We start from the raw sequence: 17,208 nt of genomic DNA, 5'->3' as shown, positions 1-17,208 counted from the left end.
GGCAAGGTCGGGGCGGGGCGGGATCAATGCCCGGAAGTCGCCTTCAAGCCGACCACGGCCACCAGCAACAGCACGATGAAGAACACCCGGGCCGCGGTGACCGGCTCCCCCAGCACGGCCATCCCGAGCACCGCCGCCCCGGCCGCACCGACCCCCACCCACACCCCGTACGCCGTCCCGATCGGCAGGGTCCTCACCGCGTACGACAGCAGCACCATGCTGGCGACGATCCCCGCACCGGTGAACACGCTCGGCCACAGCCGCGTGAACCCGTCCGTGAACTTCATGCCGACCGACCAGCCGGCCTCGAGCAGACCGGCGACGAGAAGAAGAACCCAGGCCATGACAGGCACCTCCGGGACACGAGCGGAAACGGGGGTGCGTCGTCTTGTCGTCAACCCGGTACGGCGCGTCTCGTCGGGGCGGTTCGCTCCCCACCGTAGCAAAGCGTGAGCACGGCAAAGGGCCGGTGACCTAGGTCACCGGCCCGACGATCGGACGATCAGAGGGGAACGATCCGAGGAAGACGATCAGAGGTAGAGACCGGTGGAGTCCTTCGCCCCCTCCAGCCGCTCCGACGCCACCGCATGCAGATCCCGCTCGCGCATCAGCACGTACGTCGCGCCCCGCACCTCGACCTCGGCCCGGTCCTCGGGGTCGTACAGCACCCGGTCGCCCGGCTCCACACTGCGCACGTTCTGCCCGACCGCGACCACCTCGGCCCATGCCAGCCGCTTGCCCATGGCAGCGGTCGCCGGGATCAGGATCCCGCCGCCCGAGCGCCGCTCGCCCTCCGGCGAGTCGGACTTCACGAGCACGCGGTCGTGCAGCATGCGGATGGGCAGCTTGTCGTGGGTGGTGGTGTTGGTGTTGTCGCTCACCCCACGAAACTACCCGCCCGCTCGCGACCTGTCCGCCGCAGGGTCATCGGCGCCTGCGGCGAGCCGACACCACGACCAGCCCGACCACGCCCGCGGCCAGCAGCGCGACCGGCACGATCCGGTCCAATCGCGGAGCGCCGTCCTCGTCCCGCAGGCCGTCCCGCACGTCCGTGACGAAACGGTTCACGGCAACGACCGCGCGCCCTGCCGTGTGGTCGACCGTCGACACGACCCTGGCCTTCGCGTCCCCGACGATCGTCTTCGGGTGCAGGCGCACGCCGATCTCGTCGAGCGTCTCGGCGAGCTGCTCGCGGCGGCGGACGATGTCCGCCTCGATCTGTGCGGGGGTCCTGGCTTCCGGCACCGCGCTGCCTCCGTCGTCGTGGTCGTGCCCATGGTCTGGTCGCATGGGGGCGTCATCCGCCATGGACAGTCTGTCAGCTTAGTCTCGTGGCGTAGCGATCCACCTCCCGAGGAGACTGTCGAGATGAGTGAGCGACTCCAGCCGGGCGACACCGCCCCTGCCTTCACCCTGCCCGATGCGGACGGCAACGAGGTCTCGCTCGCCGACCACAAGGGCCGCAAGGTGATCGTGTACTTCTACCCCGCCGCGCTGACGCCGGGCTGCACCAAGCAGGCCTGCGACTTCACCGACAACCTGGAGATGCTGGCCGGGGCCGGCTACGACGTCATCGGCGTGTCGCCGGACAAGCCGGAGAAGCTGGCGAAGTTCCGCGAGAAGGAGCACCTGAAGGTCAGGCTCGTCGGCGACCCGGAGAAGCAGGTCCTGGCGGCGTACGGCGCCTACGGCGAGAAGAAGCTGTACGGCAAGACGGTGACCGGGGTCATCCGCTCCACGGTGATCGTGGACGAGGAGGGCAAGGTCGAGCGCGCCCTCTACAACGTCAAGGCCACCGGCCACGTAGCCAAGATCATCAAGGACCTGGGCCTCTGACGCCCACCTCGCCCCTGAGCGGCCCGCACCAACCGGTGCGGGCCGCTCCGCTTATCGGACATTTCCACCCGTGACCGTCCGACTATCGATCCGTTACTCCATGCGAGGGCCGCACACACGGGCGGTGACCGAGAGCGGAAGCGAAGGGGTGGGGTGACCGATGTCGGTGACCCGGTACACGCGGGAACGACTCACGGAGGCGGCACGAACGTCGCGGACGCTGAGCGAGGCACTTGAGCGACTGGGGACGGACCCGTGCGGCGGCTCCCGCCGCTACGTGCGCGACCTCATGCGAAGTTCGGGATAGACATCTCCCACTTCGAGAGGGAAGGGGTGAAGTGGACGAAGGAAGTTCTGTCGGAGGCAGTGGCCGCGTCCACGAACATGTACGAGGTCCTCCACCGCCTGGGACTCGAACCGGTCGGCGGCCACCACACGCACATCAGCCGCAAGGCGAAGGCCTTCGGCATCGACACCTCGCACTTCACGCCGCCCCGCCGCACGGAGGCCATGCGGGACAACCGGCGCCGCCGGTCCGCGGACGAGATCCTGCAGGAGGACCGCTCGCCGCACGCCACTCGTATGCCGAACACGCGCCTGCGGCGCGCCCTTCTGGAGACCGGCATCGAGGAGCGCTGCGCTGACTGCGGCATCGAGGCGGTGTGGCTGGGAGAGCCGCTCCCCTTGGAGGTCGACCACATCGACGGAGACTGGCGCAACAACCGCCGGGAGAACCTGCGCTTCCTCTGCCCGAACTGCCACTCCACCACGGACACTTACCGCGGCCGCGCAAAGGGGCGTCGGCAATGACAGGCACGGCCTACACGCGGGAGCGACTCACCGAAGCCGCGGCCCGGTGTAGGAGCATGGACGAGGTGATCGACTTTCTGGGCACCGAGAGGTACCGCAGGCTCGACACCTACCTCAGAGAGCGGTTCCGCAAGTTCGACATCGACATCTCCCACTTCGGCCGCCGGAAGCACCAACGCCACGCGAAGCCCGACAGCACGACCCTGCGTGACGCGGTCGCCACCTCGCACTCCCTGGCCGAGACACTGCGACGGCTGGGCATAGCCGCATCCGGCAGTCAGCGCGCCTCTCTCAAGCGCTGGATTCACGAGGACGGACTGTCGACCGCACACTTCCTCGGCCAGGCTCATCAGCGCGACAAGCCCGGACGAACGCCGCTCAGGCCGGCGTCGGACATCCTCGTGCAGCACGACGGAACACGACGCACCCCGACCCGGCTCCTGCGCCGCGCACTCAGAGAGGTCGGCGTCCCGGAGTGCTGCAACCGGTGCGGCGTGGCCCCGGAGTGGCGGGGCCGCCCCATGACCTTGGAGGTCGACCACATCAGCGGCGACTGGAGTGATGACCGGCGCGAGAACCTTCGTCTCCTCTGCCCCAACTGCCATGCCATCACCAGCACCTGGTGCCGGGGAGGACGCCGACGGCCTGTCGCCCGTCGCAATGGTCCGGCCGTAGACTAGCCACAGCACACCAGGCCGGGTGTCCGAATTGCCCGGCTCGTTGGCGGTCGTGGCGAAATAGGCGATACGCGCTGGGTTTAGATCCCAGTGGGGTAATACCCGTGGGGGTTCGAGTCCCCCCGACCGCACCACAGCACACACAGGCCCCGTGCGCACCAGCGCTCGGGGCCTGTGCGTTTCGGCGTGCCGGCGGTCCGCCCGCGTCAGCCCAGCAGTTCTCGGATGACCGGGACCAGGGCGCGGAAGGCCTGGCCGCGGTGGGAGATGGCGTTCTTCTCGGCCGGGGTCAGTTCCGCGGTGGTGCGGGTGTCGTCCAGCGGCTGGAAGATCGGGTCGTAGCCGAAGCCGCCCGTGCCGGACGGGCTGTGGCGGAGGACGCCCTGGAGGCGGCCCTCCACGACCCGCTCGGTGCCGTCCGGGAGGGCGAGGGCCGCGGCGCAGGCGAAGTGGGCCCCGCGGTGCTCGTCGGCGATGTCGGCGAGCTGGGCGAGGAGCAGGTCCAGGTTTGCCTTGTCGTCGCCGTGGGCGCCGGCCCAGCGGGCGGAGAAGATGCCGGGGGCGCCGTTCAGGACGTCCACGCAAAGGCCGGAGTCGTCGGCGACGGCCGGCAGGCCGGTGGCCTGCGCCAGGGCGTGGGCCTTGAGGAGGGCGTTCTCGGCGAAGGTGACGCCGGTCTCCTTGACGTCCGGGACGTGCGGGTACGCGTCCGCGCCGACCAGCTCGTGGGGCAGGCCGGCGTCGGACAGGATGTGGTGCAGCTCGGCCACCTTGCCCGCGTTGCGGGTGGCGAGGACGAGGCGGGGGGCGGAGGGCGTCGAGGTCATGGCGCCCATTATCGCGGCGCTGTGACGGCACCCTCCTGCCCGTCGGTCGTCCTGCCCGGCCCGGCGTCGGCCGGGCTTCGGCCCGGGGTCAGCCCGGGGTGCAGACCTTGGAGATTTCCTTCGCGGCGTCGGCGACGGGGGTGACGTCCGGGGTCTTGTTGCCGCTCTGGATGGAGTCGCGGACGTTCTTGACCGCGGTGTTCATCGAGTCGATCGCCTTGCCCAGGTCGGCGTTGCCCGTCTGGTCGCCGATCTTCTTGAGGTTCTGCTCGATCTTGTTCAGGGCGTTCTGGGCGTCCTGCGGGCTGTTGCCGGCGTTGGAGACGGACTGCTGGAGCTCGCCGACGCCGTCGGTGATGGCCACGGCCGTGTTGGCGCAGTCCATGGCCGTCGAGATCGCGTCGCAGGCCGTCAGGGCCGGGAGCGTCAGTGCGGCGGCCACGGCCACGGCGGCTATGCGGAGCTTCATGCGGGTCCCCTCGCGAACACGGATATGCGGATGTGCGGCTGTGCGGCTGTGCGGCTGTTTGGTGCCTGCGGGCGTACGGCTGTGTCGCCGTGTGCCCGTCGGTCACAAGGACGCAGGAGTGCGGCGCGTGGTTCTCGCCGCTCGTGCCCCCGGGCGGTGCGGGTCAGAGCTCCCGGGCCAGGGCGCTGCGCTGGATGGCTTCGAGGTCGGCGCAGCCGCCGGCGGCGAGGTCGAGGAGGGCGTTGAGTTCCTTGCGGTCGAAGGGTTCGCCTTCGGCGGTGCCCTGGACCTCGACGAAGCGACCGTCGCCGGTGCAGACGACGTTCATGTCGGTTTCGGCGCGCACGTCTTCCTCGTAGCAGAGGTCGAGGAGGGGGACGCCGTCGACGATGCCGACGCTGACGGCGGCGACGGTGCCGGTGAGCGGCTTGCGGCCGGCCTTGATGAGCTTCTTGCGCTGGCCCCAGGTGACGGCGTCGGCGAGGGCCACGTACGCGCCGGTGATGGCGGCGGTGCGGGTGCCGCCGTCGGCCTGGAGGACGTCGCAGTCGAGGACGATGGTGTTCTCGCCGAGGGCCTTGTAGTCGATGACGGCGCGGAGCGAGCGGCCGATGAGGCGTGAGATCTCGTGGGTGCGGCCGCCGATCTTGCCGCGTACGGATTCGCGGTCGCCGCGGGTGTTGGTGGAGCGGGGGAGCATCGAGTATTCGGAAGTGACCCAGCCTTCGCCGCTGCCCTTGCGCCAGCGCGGGACGCCTTCGGTGAAGGAGGCGGTGCAGAAGACCTTGGTGTCACCGAAGGAAATGAGGACGGAGCCCTCGGCGTGCTTGCTCCATCCGCGTTCGATGGTGACCGGGCGGAGCTGTTCGGGCGTGCGGCCGTCGATGCGTGACATGGGTCCGAGCCTAGTGGGTGTGGGGGTGCACGAAGACCCCGTCGGCGGGGCGGGCATGCTCCGGCGACGGGGTCTGCGGCGGTCAGTGTGCTCGGCTTGCTCGGCTTGCTTGGTGTGCTCCGCTTGCTCGGTGCGGGGTGGCCGCGGCGAGGGGTGTCACATCATGTCTTCGATCTCGGCGGCGATCGGGTCGGCGTCGGTGCCGATGACGACCTGGACGGCGGTGCCCATCTTGACGACGCCGTGGGCGCCGGCGGCCTTCAGGGCGGCTTCGTCGACGAGGGCGGGGTCGGCGACCTCGGTGCGCAGGCGGGTGATGCAGCCCTCGACTTCTTCGATGTTGTCGATGCCGCCGAGCCCGGCGACGATCTTCTCAGCCTTGGTGGCCATGTGTCTCTCCCTGAGTTCTGCGCAGAACGAGTCCCGGCGGCCCTGTCCCGGCCGGTGGGCTCCGGTTTGTCACGGTAGCCCACTGTTGGCCCAGCTACGCGAGCGCGGGTGTGGCTCGTGCCGAATGATGACGGTCAGCGGCAACCTGCCTTGCGGTGCGGGCGTGTGGAACCGCACCGAAGTGGTCTACACCAGTGTGCCGCATGGGTGCACCTGCCTCAAACAGGCCCGCCAGGGAGGTAGCCGATGAGCGCGAACAGCGCGGCGGCAGCGCCGCGGCAGCAGGGGTGGAACACCTTGTTCCAGGGCCTGCAGAAGATGGGGCGGAGCCTGCAGTTGCCGATCGCGGTCCTGCCCGCGGCGGGGATCCTCAACCGGCTGGGGCAGCCGGACGTGTTCGGCGTGGAGGGCCTGGACTGGCAGGTGGTGGCGAGGGTGATGGCGGGGGCGGGTGGGGCGCTGCTGAACCCGGACCTGGGTCTGCCGCTCCTCTTCTGTGTCGGCGTGGCGATCGGGATGGCGAAGAAGGCGGACGGTTCGACGGCGCTGGCGGCGGTGGCGGGGTTCCTGGTCTACCGGGGGGTGCTGCACGCGTTCCCCCGTCCGTGTCCGCCGGGGACGCGGGACGTCGGGCCGGGATGCGTCGGGCCGAACGAGACGTTCGTGGAGTTCACCTACCAGAATCCGGGGGTGTTCGGCGGGATCGTGATGGGGCTGCTGTCGGCGTGGTTCTGGCAGCGGTTGCACCGGGTGAAGCTGGTGGACTGGCTGGGCTTCTTCAACGGCCGGCGGCTGGTGCCGATCGTCATGGCGTTCGTCGCGATCGGGTTCGCGGCACTGTGCCTGTGGATCTGGCCGCCGGTCGGCGGTGCGCTGGAGGGCTTCTCGGACTGGCTGGTGGGGCTGGGCTCGTGGGGTGCGGGAATCTTCGGGGTGGCGAACCGTGCGCTGCTGGTGATCGGTCTGCACCAGTTCCTGAACGTGCCGATGTGGTTCCAGTTCGGCAGTTACACCAAGCCGGACGGGACGACGGTGCACGGTGACATCAACATGTTCCTGGCCGGGGACCCGGAGGCGGGGCTGTTCCTGACGGGCTTCTTCCCGATCATGATGTTCGCACTGCCGGCTGCGGCGCTGGCGATCACGCACTGTGCGAAGCCGCGGCGGCGCAAGGAGGTGGGGGGCCTGATGCTGTCGGTGGCGCTGACGTCGTTCGTCACGGGGATCACGGAGCCGCTGGAGTACTCGTTCCTGTTCGTGGCGCCGGCGTTGTACGTGGTCCATGCGCTGCTGACGGGTGTGTCGATGGCGGTGACGTGGGCGGTGGGGGCGAAGGACGGGTTCACGTTCTCGGCGGGGCTGATCGACTACGTCATCAACTGGGGGCTGGCGACGAGGCCGTGGTTGATCATCCCGGTGGGCCTGGGCTTCGCGGCGGTGTATTACGCGGTCTTCCGGTTCGCGATCACGGCGTTCGACCTTCCCACCCCGGGGCGGGAGTCGGATGAGGAGATCGACCGGATGGAGCGGGAGAACGTCCAGGCGTAGCCCGGCCTGACGGGCGGTTCCGCCGACTGCTTGCGAGGCCCTCGGTCCGGCCGGATCCGGGGGCTTCGGCGTGTTCCGGTTCGGCTCTTCGGGGGTGCGGCCCGCATCCTGTGGAGAGCGGTGGCGAGTGTGCTGCACGCCACAAAAAATCGAAGGTTCCTTATCCAACCCTCACCGTGCTACAACTGGTCTACACCACGCCATTGGTGTAGACCACGCGGGCCCTTTCCGGGCCCTCGTCACCCCCGAACGAAGACGTCGCCGTCCCCGTGTTCCTCCGGCGGCGCCTTGCCCTCTGGAGGAAGTTGTGACCACGGTTGCCGCCCCCGCGGCCGAGAAGAAGAAGGGTGCCGGCGCGATGGCTGTCATGCAGCGCATCGGCCGCAGCCTCATGCTGCCCGTCGCGGTGATGCCCGCCGCCGCGCTCCTGGTCCGCTTCGGCCAGGACGACATGCTGGCCGACAACTCGCTGCCCGGTTTCGTCCAGAAGCTCGGCGGCTACATGGCCGCGGGCGGCGACGCCATCCTCGGCAACATGGCCCTGTTGTTCGCCGTCGGCATCGCCATCGGCTTCGCCAAGAAGTCGGACGGCTCCACCGCGCTGGCCGCGGTCACCGGTTACCTGGTCTTCAAGAACGTCCTCGCCACCTTCACCGACTCACACCTGCCGAAGGTCGCCAAGGTCGTCGACGGCAAGATCGTGAACGTCGAGGCGCCGGTCAACGCGGGCGTCCTCGGCGGCGTGGTCATGGGCATCGTCGTCGCCCTCCTCTACCAGAAGTTCTACCGGACCAAGCTGCCGGACTGGGCGGGCTTCTTCGGCGGCCGCCGCCTCGTCCCGATCCTCTCCGCCTTCGCGGGCCTGCTGATCGGCATCGTCTTCGGCCTCATCTGGCCCGTCCTCGGCACCGGTCTGCACAGCCTCGGCGAGTGGCTCGTGGGCTCCGGCGCCGTCGGCGCGGGCATCTTCGGTGTCGCCAACCGCGCGCTGATCCCGATCGGCATGCACCACCTGCTGAACTCCTTCCCGTGGTTCCAGGCGGGCGAGTACGACGGCAAGAGCGGCGACATCGCCCGCTTCCTCGCCGGGGACCCGAGCGCCGGCCAGTTCATGACCGGCTTCTTCCCGATCATGATGTTCGCCCTGCCCGCGGCCTGCCTCGCGATCGTCCACTGCGCGCGCCCCGAGCGCCGCAAGGTCGTCGGCGGCATGATGTTCTCCCTCGCGCTGACCTCCTTCGTCACCGGTGTCACCGAGCCGATCGAGTTCACGTTCATGTTCATCGCGCCGGTCCTGTACGCGGTCCACGCGGTGCTCACCGGTGTCTCGATGGCCCTGACCTGGGCGCTCGGCATGAAGGACGGCTTCGGCTTCTCCGCCGGCCTGGTCGACTTCGTCCTGAACCTCGGCATCGCGACCAACCCGTGGGGCCTGGCGCTCGTGGGCCTGTGCTTCGCGGTCCTGTACTACGCGATCTTCCGGTTCGCGATCACCAGGTTCAACCTGCCGACGCCGGGCCGCGAGTCCGACGAGGAACTGGCCGAACTGCAGAAGGCCGAGGCCAAGTAGGCCCCTGCCGCCGCTGCCGTACGCCGCGAAGCCCCTGCTCTCCCGGAAGGGAGGGCGGGGGCTTCGCCGTGCGGCGGGGCGGCCGTGCGCTCGCGCAGGGGTGCCGGGGCGTCAGACCTCGTAGACGGCGCCCGCGTGCGCGAGGTCGACCGGGCCGGCGTAGACCGCGCGGGCGTCGGAGAGGTTCTGCCGGGGGTCCGTCCACGGCGGGATGTGGGTCAGGACGAGCCGGCCGACCCGGCCGCCGTGCGCGTACTCCCCCGCCTCGCGGCCGTTGAGGTGGAGGTCCGGGATGTCCTCCTTGCCGTGCGTGAAGGACGCCTCGCACAGGAACAGGTCCACGCCGTCGGCGAGCTGCGCGAGCTCCGGGCAGGTGCCGGTGTCGCCGGAGTAGGCCAGCGAGCGGCCGCCGTGCTCGATGCGGATGCCGTACGCCTCGACCGGGTGGCTGACGCGCTCGGTGCGCACCTGGAACGGGCCGATCTCGAAGGTGCCGGACTTCAGCGTGCGGAAGTCGAAGACCTCGCTCATCGAGCGCTCGTCGGGGACGTCGTCGTACGCGGTCGTGAGGCGCTTCTCGGTGCCTTCGGGCCCGTAGACGGGGATGGTGCCGCAGCGGCCGCCATCGTGCCGGTAGTAGCGGGCCACGAAGTAGGCGCACATGTCGATGCAGTGGTCGGCGTGCAGGTGGCTGAGGAAGATCGCGTCGAGGTCGTAGAGGCCGCAGTGGCGCTGCAGGTCGCCGAGGGCGCCGTTGCCCATGTCGAGGAGCAGCCGGAAGCCGTCGGCCTCGACGAGGTAGCTCGAACAGGCCGATTCCGCGGACGGGAACGACCCCGAGCAGCCGACGACGGTGAGCTTCATGGAGCGAGAACCTCCGGGACGGTCCGTGGACGGAATGCGGGCCGTGCGTGGGTCGAGCGTAAGGCGCGAAACGTCGGGTCGCTCCTCCGCGGCGGGCCGTTGTGGGGGGAATCACCTGTGGTGTCACCCGGGGGAGCGACGGTGTGCACGGGCGTGCCGGGGCCGTCCGGGGGTGGTTGCGTGCCGTGGGCGGCGGGCGCCGCTACCGTCGGACTATGGATACGTCCTGGTGGCCCGCGGCCCTCGCGCTGGTCGCCGTGATGCTGTTGGTGCTGGTCGCGGGGCGTCGACCGGGGATCGACCGGCGGGCTCCGCCGCCGCACGGGCCGGGTCCGGCGCCCCGGCCCCGGGCGGGTGAGCTGTGGAGGCTGGCGGACGGGCGGTCCTGCCTGGTGCTGGCGGCGGCTTCCGTACGGGGGCACCGGGCGCGGGTGGCGTGGATCAGCGGGAAGTACGACGACCGGCGGGCCGGGGTGATCCCGCTGCCGCCGGGAACGGTCGGGGTGACGCCGGGCCGGGTGGGCTACCTGGAGGCGGACCGGCCGTCGGAGGTGTGGGTGTGGGAGTTCCGGTACCGGCTGGGGGTGCTGGACCCCGCGGTGTGGGACGAGGTCAAGGGACTCGGAGGACGCGGTTGATGGCAGCGGCGCAGGGCGGGGTGCGGGTGCGGCGTGTCTACGATCCGCCGGAGCCGGATGCGGACGGGGTGCGGGTCCTGGTGGACCGGCTGTGGCCGCGGGGCCTGGCGAAGGCGGCGGCCGCGGTGGACGAGTGGCCGAAGGCGGTGACCCCGTCCGGGGAACTGCGCACCTGGTACCACGGGGGCGGGGGCTCGCCGGAGGAGTTCCGGCACCGGTACGAGGAGGAGCTGGCGGCCCCGGAGGCGGCGGCGGAGGTGGAGCGCCTGCGGGAGCTCGCGGCCCGCGGCCCGGTGACGCTGCTGACGGCTGTCCGCGATCCGGAGTCGAGCCACGCGGCGGTCCTGGCGGACCTGCTGTCCGCGTAGTGGCCGCGCCGATGCGCTCCGCGGGTGGTGCGGTGAGGGCCGGCGATCGTCTGCGGGACCGGTGGTCGGTCGTGTGGTTCCCCGCGCCCCTTCGGGGCGCCGGCGAAACCGCGGCCGGCTCCGCCACGGCCGCCGCCGGGCCCGCGGGTGTCGCGGGCCCGGGGTGTGGTCAGGCCCAGAGTTGGTTCTGGACGGCTTCGATGGCCGCTTCCGTCGTCGGGGCGGTGTAGACGCCGGTCGACAGGTACTTCCATCCGCCGTCGGCGACGACGAACACGATGTCGGCCGTTTCGCCGGCGGCGACGGCCTTGCGGCCCACGCCGATCGCCGCGTGCAGGGCGGCGCCGGTGGAGACGCCGGCGAAGATGCCCTCCTGCTGGAGCAGCTCGCGGGTACGGGTGACCGCGTCCGCGGAGCCCACCGAGTAGCGGGTGGTGAGGACGGAGGCGTCGTACAGCTCGGGGACGAAGCCCTCGTCGAGGTTGCGCAGGCCGTAGACGAGGTCGTCGTAGCGCGGCTCCGCGGCGACGATCTTCACGTCGGGTTTGTGCTCGCGCAGGTAGCGGCCGACGCCCATGAGGGTGCCGGTGGTGCCCAGGCCCGCCACGAAGTGGGTGACCGTGGGCAGGTCGCGCAGGATCTCCGGGCCGGTGCCGGCGTAGTGCGCGCCGGCGTTGTCCGGGTTGCCGTACTGGTAGAGCATCACCCAGTCGGGGTGCTCGGCGGCCAGTTCCTTGGCCACCCGGACCGCGGTGTTCGACCCGCCCGCCGCGGGCGAGGAGACGATCTCGGCTCCCCACATGGTGAGAAGGTCGCGGCGCTCCTGGCTGGTGTTCTCCGGCATGACGCAGACGATCCGGTAGCCCTTGAGCTTCGCCGCCATCGCCAGCGAGATGCCGGTGTTGCCGGAAGTGGGCTCCAGGATCGTGCAGCCGGGGTGCAGGCGGCCGTCCTTCTCGGCCTGCTCGACCATGTGGAGCGCGGGGCGGTCCTTGATCGAGCCGGTCGGGTTCCGGTCCTCCAGCTTGGCCCAGATGCGGACGTCCTCGGAGGGCGACAGCCGGGGCAGCCGGACGAGCGGCGTGTTGCCGACCGCGGCGAGCGGGGAGTCGTAGCGCATCAGGCGGCGCCGCCGGCCACCGCGGGGAGGATGGTGACGCTGTCGCCGTCCTTGAGGGGGGTCGCGATGCCGTCGAGGAAGCGGACGTCCTCGTCGTTGAGGTAGACGTTCACGAAGCGGCGCAGCTTGCCGCCGGCCGCCTGGTCGATGAGTCGCTCCTCGATGCCCTTGTGGCGCGTCTCCAGGTCCGCGAAGAGCTCGGAAAGGGTGCTGCCCTCACCGCTCACGGCCTTCTCGCCGTCGGTGTAGGTGCGGAGGATGGTGGGGATGCGGACCTCGATGGCCATGGCAGGCTCCAGTGTGAAGTGGTGCGGGGAGGGGTTGAGTGCGCGCGGCTCGAGGCCCCCGCGCGAGGGGCTGCGGTGCTCAGGCGGCAGGACAGGTGCTGCTGGCGAGACGGCACAGGTCGACGTGCAGCCGCGCCACGAGCAGCAGTCTGCCGGGCGTCTCGATGCTCACGTCGGAAGGAACCATGCGGTCATGTTAACGATTCCCGGTCCGGCGTTTGGAGTGTGATCCCGCATCGTGGACGCATCCGGCTCACATGCCGGTCAGTAGGCCTCGACGACCTCGACTTCTTCCTCGGTGACGACACCGTCGACGATGCGGTACGAGCGGAACTGGAACTCCCCGAGTCCGTCGGTGTCCGCCGTGGAGACGAGGACGTAGTGTGCGCCGGGCTCGTTGGCGTAGGTGAGGTCGGTGCGCGAGGGGTAGGCCTCGGTGGCGGTGTGCGAGTGGTAGACGATCACGGGTTCCTCGTCGCGGTCGTCCATCTCGCGGTACAGCTTGAGCAGGTCCTTGGAGTCGAACTCGTAGAACGTGGGCGAGCGGGCCGCGTTCAGCATGGGGATGAACCGCTCGGGGCGGCCGGTGCCCGCCGGGCCGGCCACGACGCCGCACGCCTCGTCGGGGTGGTCCTTGCGTGCGTGCGCGACGATCCGGTCGTACAGGGCCTGGGTGAGGGTCAGCATGGGCGACAGGATAAGCAGACGGGCCCCTGCGTACCGAGGTGTGGTACGCAGGGGCCCGCATGATGGACACACGGCCTGTGGGCCGCGGTCCGGCGCCGGTCGGAAGCCGGTCAGGCGCTGGTCTTGCCGACCTTGTTGAAGGCGGCTCCGGCCGGGTTGCGGCGCTTGAGCACGAGGTAGGAGACGCCGAGGATCAGCGCCCAGAGCGGGGCGCAGTACAGCGAGACGCGCGCGTCGGCGTCGACGCCCATCATCACGATGACCACGCCGATGAAGGCGAGGGAGAGGACGCTGGTCCAGGGCGCGCCGGGCGTCTGGAACGGGGAGGCGGGCAGTTCGCCGCGCCGCACCTTGGCCCGGTAGCGGATCTGGCAGACGAGGATGACGATCCAGGCCCACATGCCGGAGATGGTGGCGAAGGAGACGACGTAGTCGAAGGCCTTGCCGGGGGCGACGTAGTTGATCCAGACGCCGACGAGCATCAGGGCGGCGGAGAAGGTGGTGCCGACCAGCGGGGTGCCGTTCCTCGTCAGCCTGGTGAAGAACTTCGGGCCCTGGCCGTTGAGCGCGAGGTCGCGCAGCATGCGGCCGGTGGAGTACATGCCGGAGTTGCAGGAGGACAGGGCGGCGGTCAGGACGACGAAGTTGACGATCGCGGCGCCGATGCCGAGGCCCATCTTCTCGAAGGCCAGTACGAACGGGCTCTGGCCCGCCTTGAAGTTGGACCACGGGATGACCGACATGATCATGATGAGGGCGCCGACGTAGAAGACGGCGATGCGCCACGGCACGGTGTTGATGGCCTTGGGCAGGGTCTTCTCGGGGTCCTTGGACTCGCCGGCGGTGACGCCGACCAGCTCGACCGCCAGGAAGGCGAAGACGACGATCTGGAGCGTCATCAGCGTCTCGCCGATGCCGTTCGGGAAGAAGCCGCGGTCGTTCCACAGGTTGGAGAAGGAGGCGTCGGCGGCGGCGTCGGAGAAGCCGATGGTGAGGATGCCGGCGCAGATCAGGATCATGCCGACGATGGCGGTGACCTTGACCATGGAGAACCAGAACTCCAGCTCGCCGAAGAGCTTCACGGAGATCAGGTTGGCGGCGTAGAGGATGACGGTGAAGATCAGCGCGTACGCCCACTGCGGGAAGCTGTCGTGGGTCCAGTACGACATGTACTTGGCCGCCGCGGTGACCTCGGTGATGCCGGTGACCACCCAGAAGAGCCAGTAGGTCCAGCCGGTCGCGTATCCCCAGAACGGGCCGAGGAACTCACGGGCGTAGTCCGAGAAGGAGCCCGAGACCGGGCGGTACATCAGCAGCTCGCCCAGGGCGCGCATGATGAAGAAGATGGCCAGGCCCGCGATGGCGTAGGCCAGGATGAGGCTCGGTCCGGCCTTCGAGATCGCCTTGCCGGCGCCCAGGAAGAGGCCGGTTCCGATGGCTCCGCCGATCGCGATCATCTGGATCTGGCGGGCGCCGAGCGTGCGGTGGTACCCCTCCCCGCCGTCGGCCCCGGTTCCCTCACCGGGTGCCGTGTGGTGCTGCTCGACCTGCGCTGGGGTCATGTTCTGGTGCGCCTTTCTCCACGCCGACCCGCGCCTTGCTGGCTGCGGATCGGGTCCTCGATCCCCCCGGATACGGATGGAGTTGCACGCCGGCGGTCAGCCGGTTCAAGCAGGCCGGCGGGGACATGGGTGGCGCCCCTTCGGCAGTCGTGAAGATCTATCACGCTTCGAGGACGGCCGAAGGGAGTAAAAGTGACACTGTGCCCGACAAAAGCGGGACAAGAGACAAGAAAACGATCAGATCACCGCATGGCGGTGATCTGATCGTTATCCCGATTTGAGCGTCCGCTGAGGATCTTCAGAGCGTCTCGATCAGGGTCTCCTGGAGGCCGCCGAGCCAGAGGTACGCCATCACCATCGGCTTGCGCGGGTCGTCGTCCGGCAGCCGGTAGAGGGCGGCGCCCTCGTCGTCCTCGGTGATCTCCAGCCGGGCCGCGATCGTCAGCCGCAGGTCGTTCAGGGCGCCGAGCCAGCGCAGCGGCAGCTCGCCGGTGAGCTCCAGCACCGCCGCCCCCTCGCCGCCCGGGGTGAGCCCGTCCAGGCTGCGGACGACGGCCAGCGCGTCCTGGCGCTTGCGGGTGCGCAGGTCGTTCTCGGTGAACCGGCGGAACTCCGCCGAGTGCGCCGCCAGCTCCTCCGGGTCCGCGCCCTCCCCCGCGGGGCCGGGGCCGGGACCGTACGCGTCGGGGAAGAGGCGGGCGAGCGCCGGGTCGGAGGGGGGCTCGGTGGGGCCCTCGGCGAAGAGCGCGGCCAGCGGGTCGGCGTCGGCCTCCGGCTCGGGCGCGCCGGGGCCGATGAGTTCCAGCAGCTGGACGGCCAGGGAGCGCAGGATGGAGATCTCGATCTCGTCCAGGGTGACGGCGGCCCCGCCGCCCTTGCGGGCTTCGAACATTCCGGTGGTCCGCCCCATCACATTCGGTCCTGGGAGAGGGTCGCCCACAGGCCGTAGCCGTGCATGGCCTGCACGTCGCGCTCCATTTCCTCGCGGGTGCCGCTGGACACGACGGCCCGCCCCTTGTGGTGGACGTCGAGCATCAGCTTGTGCGCCTTGTCCTTCGAGTAGCCGAAGTACGCCTGGAACACGTACGTCACGTAGCTCATGAGGTTGACCGGGTCGTTGTGCACCAGAGTCACCCAGGGGACGTCAGGTTCGGGGACCGCGGACGCCTCTTCGGCGGATTCGGTGCGTTCGATCTCAATGGGAGCAACACTCACTCGTCCCATGCTGCCACTGTGACGGGCCCGTCGCACAAACGGGACCCACATTTCGTCACTCTGACGAAATGTGCGCTAGCATCCTTGGCATGAACCCTGCGGACCTGGGCCTGCCGGTGGACGTGCCGTCGACAGCGCTCTTCACGGATCATTACGAGCTCACGATGCTGCAGGCCGCCCTGGCGAACGGCACAGCCGACCGCCGCTCGGTCTTCGAGGTGTTCACCCGCCGGCTGCCCGAGGGGCGGCGCTACGGAGTGGTGGGCGGCACCGGCCGCGTCCTGGACGCGGTGGAGAACTTCCGCTTCGACACCGCCGTGCTGGAGTTCCTGCGCGAGCGGGCCGTCGTCGACATGCGCACTCTGGACTGGCTCTCCTCGTACCGCTTCTCGGGTGACATCTGGGGCTACCCGGAGGGCGAGGCGTACTTCCCCGGCTCGCCCGTCCTGCGGGTCGAGGGCAGCTTCGCCGAGTGCGTGCTGCTGGAGACCGTCATCCTGTCGATCCTCAACCACGACTCGGCGATAGCGGCCGCCGCCTCCCGGATGGCCTCGGCCGCCGGCGACCGGCCGCTGATCGAGATGGGGGCGCGCCGCACCCACGAGCTGTCCGCCGTGGCCGCCTCCCGGGCCGCGTACGTCGGCGGCTTCGCCTCCACCTCGGACCTGGCGGCCGGGTTCCGGTACGGCATCCCCACCGTCGGCACCAGCGCGCACGCCTTCACCCTGCTGCACGACAGCGAGCGGGACGCGTTCACCGCCCAGGTGGCCTCCCTGGGCCGGGGCACCACCCTGCTGGTGGACACGTACGACGTGGCGGAGGCGGTCCGGGCCGCCGTCGACATCGCGGGCCCGGAGCTGGGGGCCGTCCGGATCGACTCCGGCGACCTGCTGCTGGTCGCGCACCGGGTGCGCCAGCAGTTGGACGAGCTGGGAGCGACCGGGACGCGGATCGTGGTCACCTCCGACCTCGACGAGTACGCGATCGCCTCGCTGGCCGCCGCCCCGGTGGACGCGTACGGCGTCGGCACGCAGCTCGTCACGGGCAGCGGGCACCCGACCTGCTCCATGGTCTACAAGCTCGTCGCCCGGGCGGAGTCCGCCGATCCCAAGGCACCGCTGGTGCCGGTGGCGAAGAAGGCCACGGGCGGCAAGACCTCCATCGGCGGCCGCAAGTGGGCCGCCCGGCGCCTCGACGCGGACGGCGTCGCGGAGGCCGAGGTGGTCGGGACCGGCCCGGTCCCGGCGGCCCTGGCCGGCCGGCAGCTCCTGGTCCAGCTGGTCAAGGGCGGCGAGGTGGTCGCCCGCGAACCGCTGGAGGCCGCCCGCAACCGCCACCGCGCGGCCCGCGCCGGGCTCCCGATCTCCGCGACGCAGCTGTCGCGGGGCGAGGCCGTGATCCCGACCGAATACGTCTGACCGCCCGGGCCGCGGGCCCTCCCCCGC

At 70.3% G+C, this 17,208-nt stretch carries 21 protein-coding genes, 1 tRNA gene, 2 pseudogenes and 1 riboswitch; of the genes and pseudogenes, 9 read left to right on the top strand and 15 right to left on the bottom strand.

All coding sequences use genetic code 11. The features are described from left to right. Nucleotides 1-23: 23 nt before the first annotated feature. The 3 genes from HYE82_RS22445 to HYE82_RS22435 form a co-directional block, all read right to left on the bottom strand. Nucleotides 24-344: a multidrug efflux SMR transporter gene (locus tag HYE82_RS22445; RefSeq protein ID WP_179175931.1), complete on the bottom strand. Its 321-nt coding sequence runs from the start codon at nt 342-344 to the stop codon at nt 24-26. A gap of 33 nt (nt 345-377) precedes the next feature. Then, nucleotides 378-444: riboswitch (guanidine-III (ykkC-III) riboswitch) on the bottom strand. An 86-nt stretch (nt 445-530) separates the two neighbouring features. Continuing rightward, nucleotides 531-833 carry a co-chaperone GroES gene (locus HYE82_RS22440; protein ID WP_179175934.1) on the bottom strand — a complete coding sequence of 101 codons (303 nt, stop codon included), beginning with the start codon at nt 831-833 and terminating at the stop codon, nt 531-533. A gap of 91 nt (nt 834-924) precedes the next feature. After that, complete coding sequence (locus HYE82_RS22435; RefSeq protein WP_218782920.1) at nt 925-1,290, bottom strand: DUF3618 domain-containing protein; 366 nt, start codon at nt 1,288-1,290, stop codon at nt 925-927. 78 nt (nt 1,291-1,368) lie between these two features. Here HYE82_RS22435 and bcp point away from each other — a divergent pair, with 78 nt between their 5' ends. From bcp to HYE82_RS22415, 4 genes and pseudogenes are all read left to right on the top strand, one after another. After that, a complete protein-coding gene (bcp, locus tag HYE82_RS22430) occupies nt 1,369-1,836 on the top strand; it encodes a thioredoxin-dependent thiol peroxidase (RefSeq protein WP_179175930.1) in 468 nt (155 codons plus the stop codon). Nucleotides 1,837-1,996: 160 nt separating this feature from the next. Further along, a pseudogene (locus HYE82_RS22425) lies at nt 1,997-2,646 on the top strand (HNH endonuclease signature motif containing protein). A gap of 56 nt (nt 2,647-2,702) precedes the next feature. Further along, the gene (locus tag HYE82_RS22420) at nt 2,703-3,326 is read left to right on the top strand and encodes an HNH endonuclease (protein WP_256987544.1); all 624 of its coding nucleotides are present in this window, start codon (nt 2,703-2,705) and stop codon (nt 3,324-3,326) included. 43 nt (nt 3,327-3,369) lie between these two features. Then, nucleotides 3,370-3,457 (top strand) — tRNA-Leu (locus tag HYE82_RS22415). Between the two features lie 72 nt (nt 3,458-3,529). Here HYE82_RS22415 and rdgB read toward each other — a convergent pair. The 4 genes and pseudogenes from rdgB to HYE82_RS22395 all read right to left on the bottom strand — a co-directional run. Beyond that, nucleotides 3,530-4,150 carry an RdgB/HAM1 family non-canonical purine NTP pyrophosphatase gene (gene rdgB / locus HYE82_RS22410; RefSeq protein ID WP_179175928.1) on the bottom strand — a complete coding sequence of 207 codons (621 nt, stop codon included), beginning with the start codon at nt 4,148-4,150 and terminating at the stop codon, nt 3,530-3,532. 88 nt (nt 4,151-4,238) lie between these two features. Next, nucleotides 4,239-4,619 carry a hypothetical protein gene (locus HYE82_RS22405; RefSeq protein ID WP_179175927.1) on the bottom strand — a complete coding sequence of 127 codons (381 nt, stop codon included), beginning with the start codon at nt 4,617-4,619 and terminating at the stop codon, nt 4,239-4,241. A gap of 163 nt (nt 4,620-4,782) precedes the next feature. Then, nucleotides 4,783-5,514 carry a ribonuclease PH gene (gene rph / locus HYE82_RS22400; protein ID WP_179175926.1) on the bottom strand — a complete coding sequence of 244 codons (732 nt, stop codon included), beginning with the start codon at nt 5,512-5,514 and terminating at the stop codon, nt 4,783-4,785. Between the two features lie 156 nt (nt 5,515-5,670). After that, nucleotides 5,671-5,910 (bottom strand): annotated as a pseudogene (locus tag HYE82_RS22395) (glucose PTS transporter subunit EIIB); the annotation flags it as partial. A gap of 240 nt (nt 5,911-6,150) precedes the next feature. On the opposite strand from HYE82_RS22395, the gene HYE82_RS22390 reads away from it, so the two are divergent. Beyond that, nucleotides 6,151-7,452: a PTS transporter subunit EIIC gene (locus tag HYE82_RS22390; RefSeq protein ID WP_179175924.1), complete on the top strand. Its 1,302-nt coding sequence runs from the start codon at nt 6,151-6,153 to the stop codon at nt 7,450-7,452. Nucleotides 7,453-7,810: 358 nt separating this feature from the next. Then, the gene (locus HYE82_RS22385) at nt 7,811-9,022 is read left to right on the top strand and encodes a PTS transporter subunit EIIC (RefSeq protein WP_179175932.1); all 1,212 of its coding nucleotides are present in this window, start codon (nt 7,811-7,813) and stop codon (nt 9,020-9,022) included. A 111-nt stretch (nt 9,023-9,133) separates the two neighbouring features. Here the strand turns inward: HYE82_RS22385 and HYE82_RS22380 are convergent, their stop codons facing one another. Further along, nucleotides 9,134-9,886, bottom strand: coding sequence for an MBL fold metallo-hydrolase (locus tag HYE82_RS22380; RefSeq protein WP_179175923.1), 753 nt, complete (start codon nt 9,884-9,886; stop codon nt 9,134-9,136). Between the two features lie 215 nt (nt 9,887-10,101). On the opposite strand from HYE82_RS22380, the gene HYE82_RS22375 reads away from it, so the two are divergent. Both HYE82_RS22375 and HYE82_RS22370 read left to right on the top strand, forming a co-directional pair. Further along, entirely contained in the window at nt 10,102-10,524 is a 423-nt protein-coding gene (locus tag HYE82_RS22375) for a hypothetical protein (protein WP_179175922.1), read from the top strand. Continuing rightward, on the top strand, nt 10,524-10,892 hold the full coding sequence (locus HYE82_RS22370; RefSeq protein ID WP_179175921.1) for a DUF488 domain-containing protein: 369 nt from the start codon (nt 10,524-10,526) through the stop codon (nt 10,890-10,892). Before HYE82_RS22375 ends, HYE82_RS22370 begins: the two co-directional genes overlap by 1 nt. A 169-nt stretch (nt 10,893-11,061) precedes the next feature. On the opposite strand, the gene HYE82_RS22365 is transcribed toward HYE82_RS22370, so the two are convergent. The 7 genes from HYE82_RS22365 to clpS all read right to left on the bottom strand — a co-directional run bounded on the left by HYE82_RS22365 (nt 11,062) and on the right by clpS (nt 15,772). Next, nucleotides 11,062-12,012, bottom strand: a complete 951-nt coding sequence (locus tag HYE82_RS22365) for a PLP-dependent cysteine synthase family protein (protein ID WP_179175920.1) — start codon at nt 12,010-12,012, stop codon at nt 11,062-11,064. Next, entirely contained in the window at nt 12,012-12,299 is a 288-nt protein-coding gene (locus HYE82_RS22360) for a MoaD/ThiS family protein (protein ID WP_179175919.1), read from the bottom strand. The genes HYE82_RS22365 and HYE82_RS22360 overlap by 1 nt, the downstream gene beginning before the upstream one ends. Before the next feature lie 79 nt (nt 12,300-12,378). Next, nucleotides 12,379-12,486, bottom strand: coding sequence for a putative leader peptide (locus tag HYE82_RS39565; RefSeq protein WP_369009818.1), 108 nt, complete (start codon nt 12,484-12,486; stop codon nt 12,379-12,381). A gap of 77 nt (nt 12,487-12,563) precedes the next feature. Next, nucleotides 12,564-12,986 (bottom strand): Mov34/MPN/PAD-1 family protein, encoded by a 423-nt coding sequence (locus HYE82_RS22355; protein ID WP_179175918.1) that lies wholly within the window; start codon nt 12,984-12,986, stop codon nt 12,564-12,566. A 110-nt stretch (nt 12,987-13,096) separates the two neighbouring features. Further along, on the bottom strand, nt 13,097-14,548 hold the full coding sequence (locus HYE82_RS22350) for an amino acid permease (RefSeq protein ID WP_179175917.1): 1,452 nt from the start codon (nt 14,546-14,548) through the stop codon (nt 13,097-13,099). A 298-nt stretch (nt 14,549-14,846) separates the two neighbouring features. Then, nucleotides 14,847-15,458 carry a DUF2017 domain-containing protein gene (locus HYE82_RS22345; RefSeq protein WP_179175916.1) on the bottom strand — a complete coding sequence of 204 codons (612 nt, stop codon included), beginning with the start codon at nt 15,456-15,458 and terminating at the stop codon, nt 14,847-14,849. Next, complete coding sequence (gene clpS, locus HYE82_RS22340; protein WP_179175915.1) at nt 15,458-15,772, bottom strand: ATP-dependent Clp protease adapter ClpS; 315 nt, start codon at nt 15,770-15,772, stop codon at nt 15,458-15,460. Before clpS ends, HYE82_RS22345 begins: the two co-directional genes overlap by 1 nt. Before the next feature lie 80 nt (nt 15,773-15,852). Here clpS and HYE82_RS22335 point away from each other — a divergent pair, with 80 nt between their 5' ends. Then, nucleotides 15,853-17,181: a nicotinate phosphoribosyltransferase gene (locus tag HYE82_RS22335; RefSeq protein WP_179175914.1), complete on the top strand. Its 1,329-nt coding sequence runs from the start codon at nt 15,853-15,855 to the stop codon at nt 17,179-17,181. The last annotated feature ends 27 nt before the right edge of the window (nt 17,182-17,208 follow it).

It is taken from the genome of Streptomyces sp. BR123 (assembly GCF_013401435.1).
Classification (GTDB): domain Bacteria; phylum Actinomycetota; class Actinomycetes; order Streptomycetales; family Streptomycetaceae; genus Streptomyces.
The sequence above is the reverse complement of the archived record's forward strand: the minus strand, read 5'-3'. Positions and strand labels throughout refer to the sequence as shown.

Bases quoted from the DNA above. Each gene is read 5' to 3' on its own strand.
- HYE82_RS22445 (WP_179175931.1), bottom strand. From the start codon at position 344: ATGGCCTGGGTTCTTCTTCTCGTCGCCGGTCTGCTCGAGGCCGGCTGG.
- HYE82_RS22440 (WP_179175934.1), bottom strand. From the start codon at position 833: ATGCTGCACGACCGCGTGCTCGTGAAGTCCGACTCGCCGGAGGGCGAG.
- HYE82_RS22435 (WP_218782920.1), bottom strand. From the start codon at position 1,290: ATGCGACCAGACCATGGGCACGACCACGACGACGGAGGCAGCGCGGTG.
- bcp (WP_179175930.1), top strand. From the start codon at position 1,369: ATGAGTGAGCGACTCCAGCCGGGCGACACCGCCCCTGCCTTCACCCTG.
- HYE82_RS22420 (WP_256987544.1), top strand. From the start codon at position 2,703: ATGGACGAGGTGATCGACTTTCTGGGCACCGAGAGGTACCGCAGGCTC.
- rdgB (WP_179175928.1), bottom strand. From the start codon at position 4,150: ATGACCTCGACGCCCTCCGCCCCCCGCCTCGTCCTCGCCACCCGCAAC.
- HYE82_RS22405 (WP_179175927.1), bottom strand. From the start codon at position 4,619: ATGAAGCTCCGCATAGCCGCCGTGGCCGTGGCCGCCGCACTGACGCTC.
- rph (WP_179175926.1), bottom strand. From the start codon at position 5,514: ATGTCACGCATCGACGGCCGCACGCCCGAACAGCTCCGCCCGGTCACC.
- HYE82_RS22390 (WP_179175924.1), top strand. From the start codon at position 6,151: ATGAGCGCGAACAGCGCGGCGGCAGCGCCGCGGCAGCAGGGGTGGAAC.
- HYE82_RS22385 (WP_179175932.1), top strand. From the start codon at position 7,811: ATGGCTGTCATGCAGCGCATCGGCCGCAGCCTCATGCTGCCCGTCGCG.
- HYE82_RS22380 (WP_179175923.1), bottom strand. From the start codon at position 9,886: ATGAAGCTCACCGTCGTCGGCTGCTCGGGGTCGTTCCCGTCCGCGGAA.
- HYE82_RS22375 (WP_179175922.1), top strand. From the start codon at position 10,102: ATGGATACGTCCTGGTGGCCCGCGGCCCTCGCGCTGGTCGCCGTGATG.
- HYE82_RS22370 (WP_179175921.1), top strand. From the start codon at position 10,524: ATGGCAGCGGCGCAGGGCGGGGTGCGGGTGCGGCGTGTCTACGATCCG.
- HYE82_RS22365 (WP_179175920.1), bottom strand. From the start codon at position 12,012: ATGCGCTACGACTCCCCGCTCGCCGCGGTCGGCAACACGCCGCTCGTC.
- HYE82_RS22360 (WP_179175919.1), bottom strand. From the start codon at position 12,299: ATGGCCATCGAGGTCCGCATCCCCACCATCCTCCGCACCTACACCGAC.
- HYE82_RS39565 (WP_369009818.1), bottom strand. From the start codon at position 12,486: ATGGTTCCTTCCGACGTGAGCATCGAGACGCCCGGCAGACTGCTGCTC.
- HYE82_RS22355 (WP_179175918.1), bottom strand. From the start codon at position 12,986: ATGCTGACCCTCACCCAGGCCCTGTACGACCGGATCGTCGCGCACGCA.
- HYE82_RS22350 (WP_179175917.1), bottom strand. From the start codon at position 14,548: ATGACCCCAGCGCAGGTCGAGCAGCACCACACGGCACCCGGTGAGGGA.
- HYE82_RS22345 (WP_179175916.1), bottom strand. From the start codon at position 15,458: ATGGGGCGGACCACCGGAATGTTCGAAGCCCGCAAGGGCGGCGGGGCC.
- clpS (WP_179175915.1), bottom strand. From the start codon at position 15,772: ATGGGACGAGTGAGTGTTGCTCCCATTGAGATCGAACGCACCGAATCC.
- HYE82_RS22335 (WP_179175914.1), top strand. From the start codon at position 15,853: ATGAACCCTGCGGACCTGGGCCTGCCGGTGGACGTGCCGTCGACAGCG.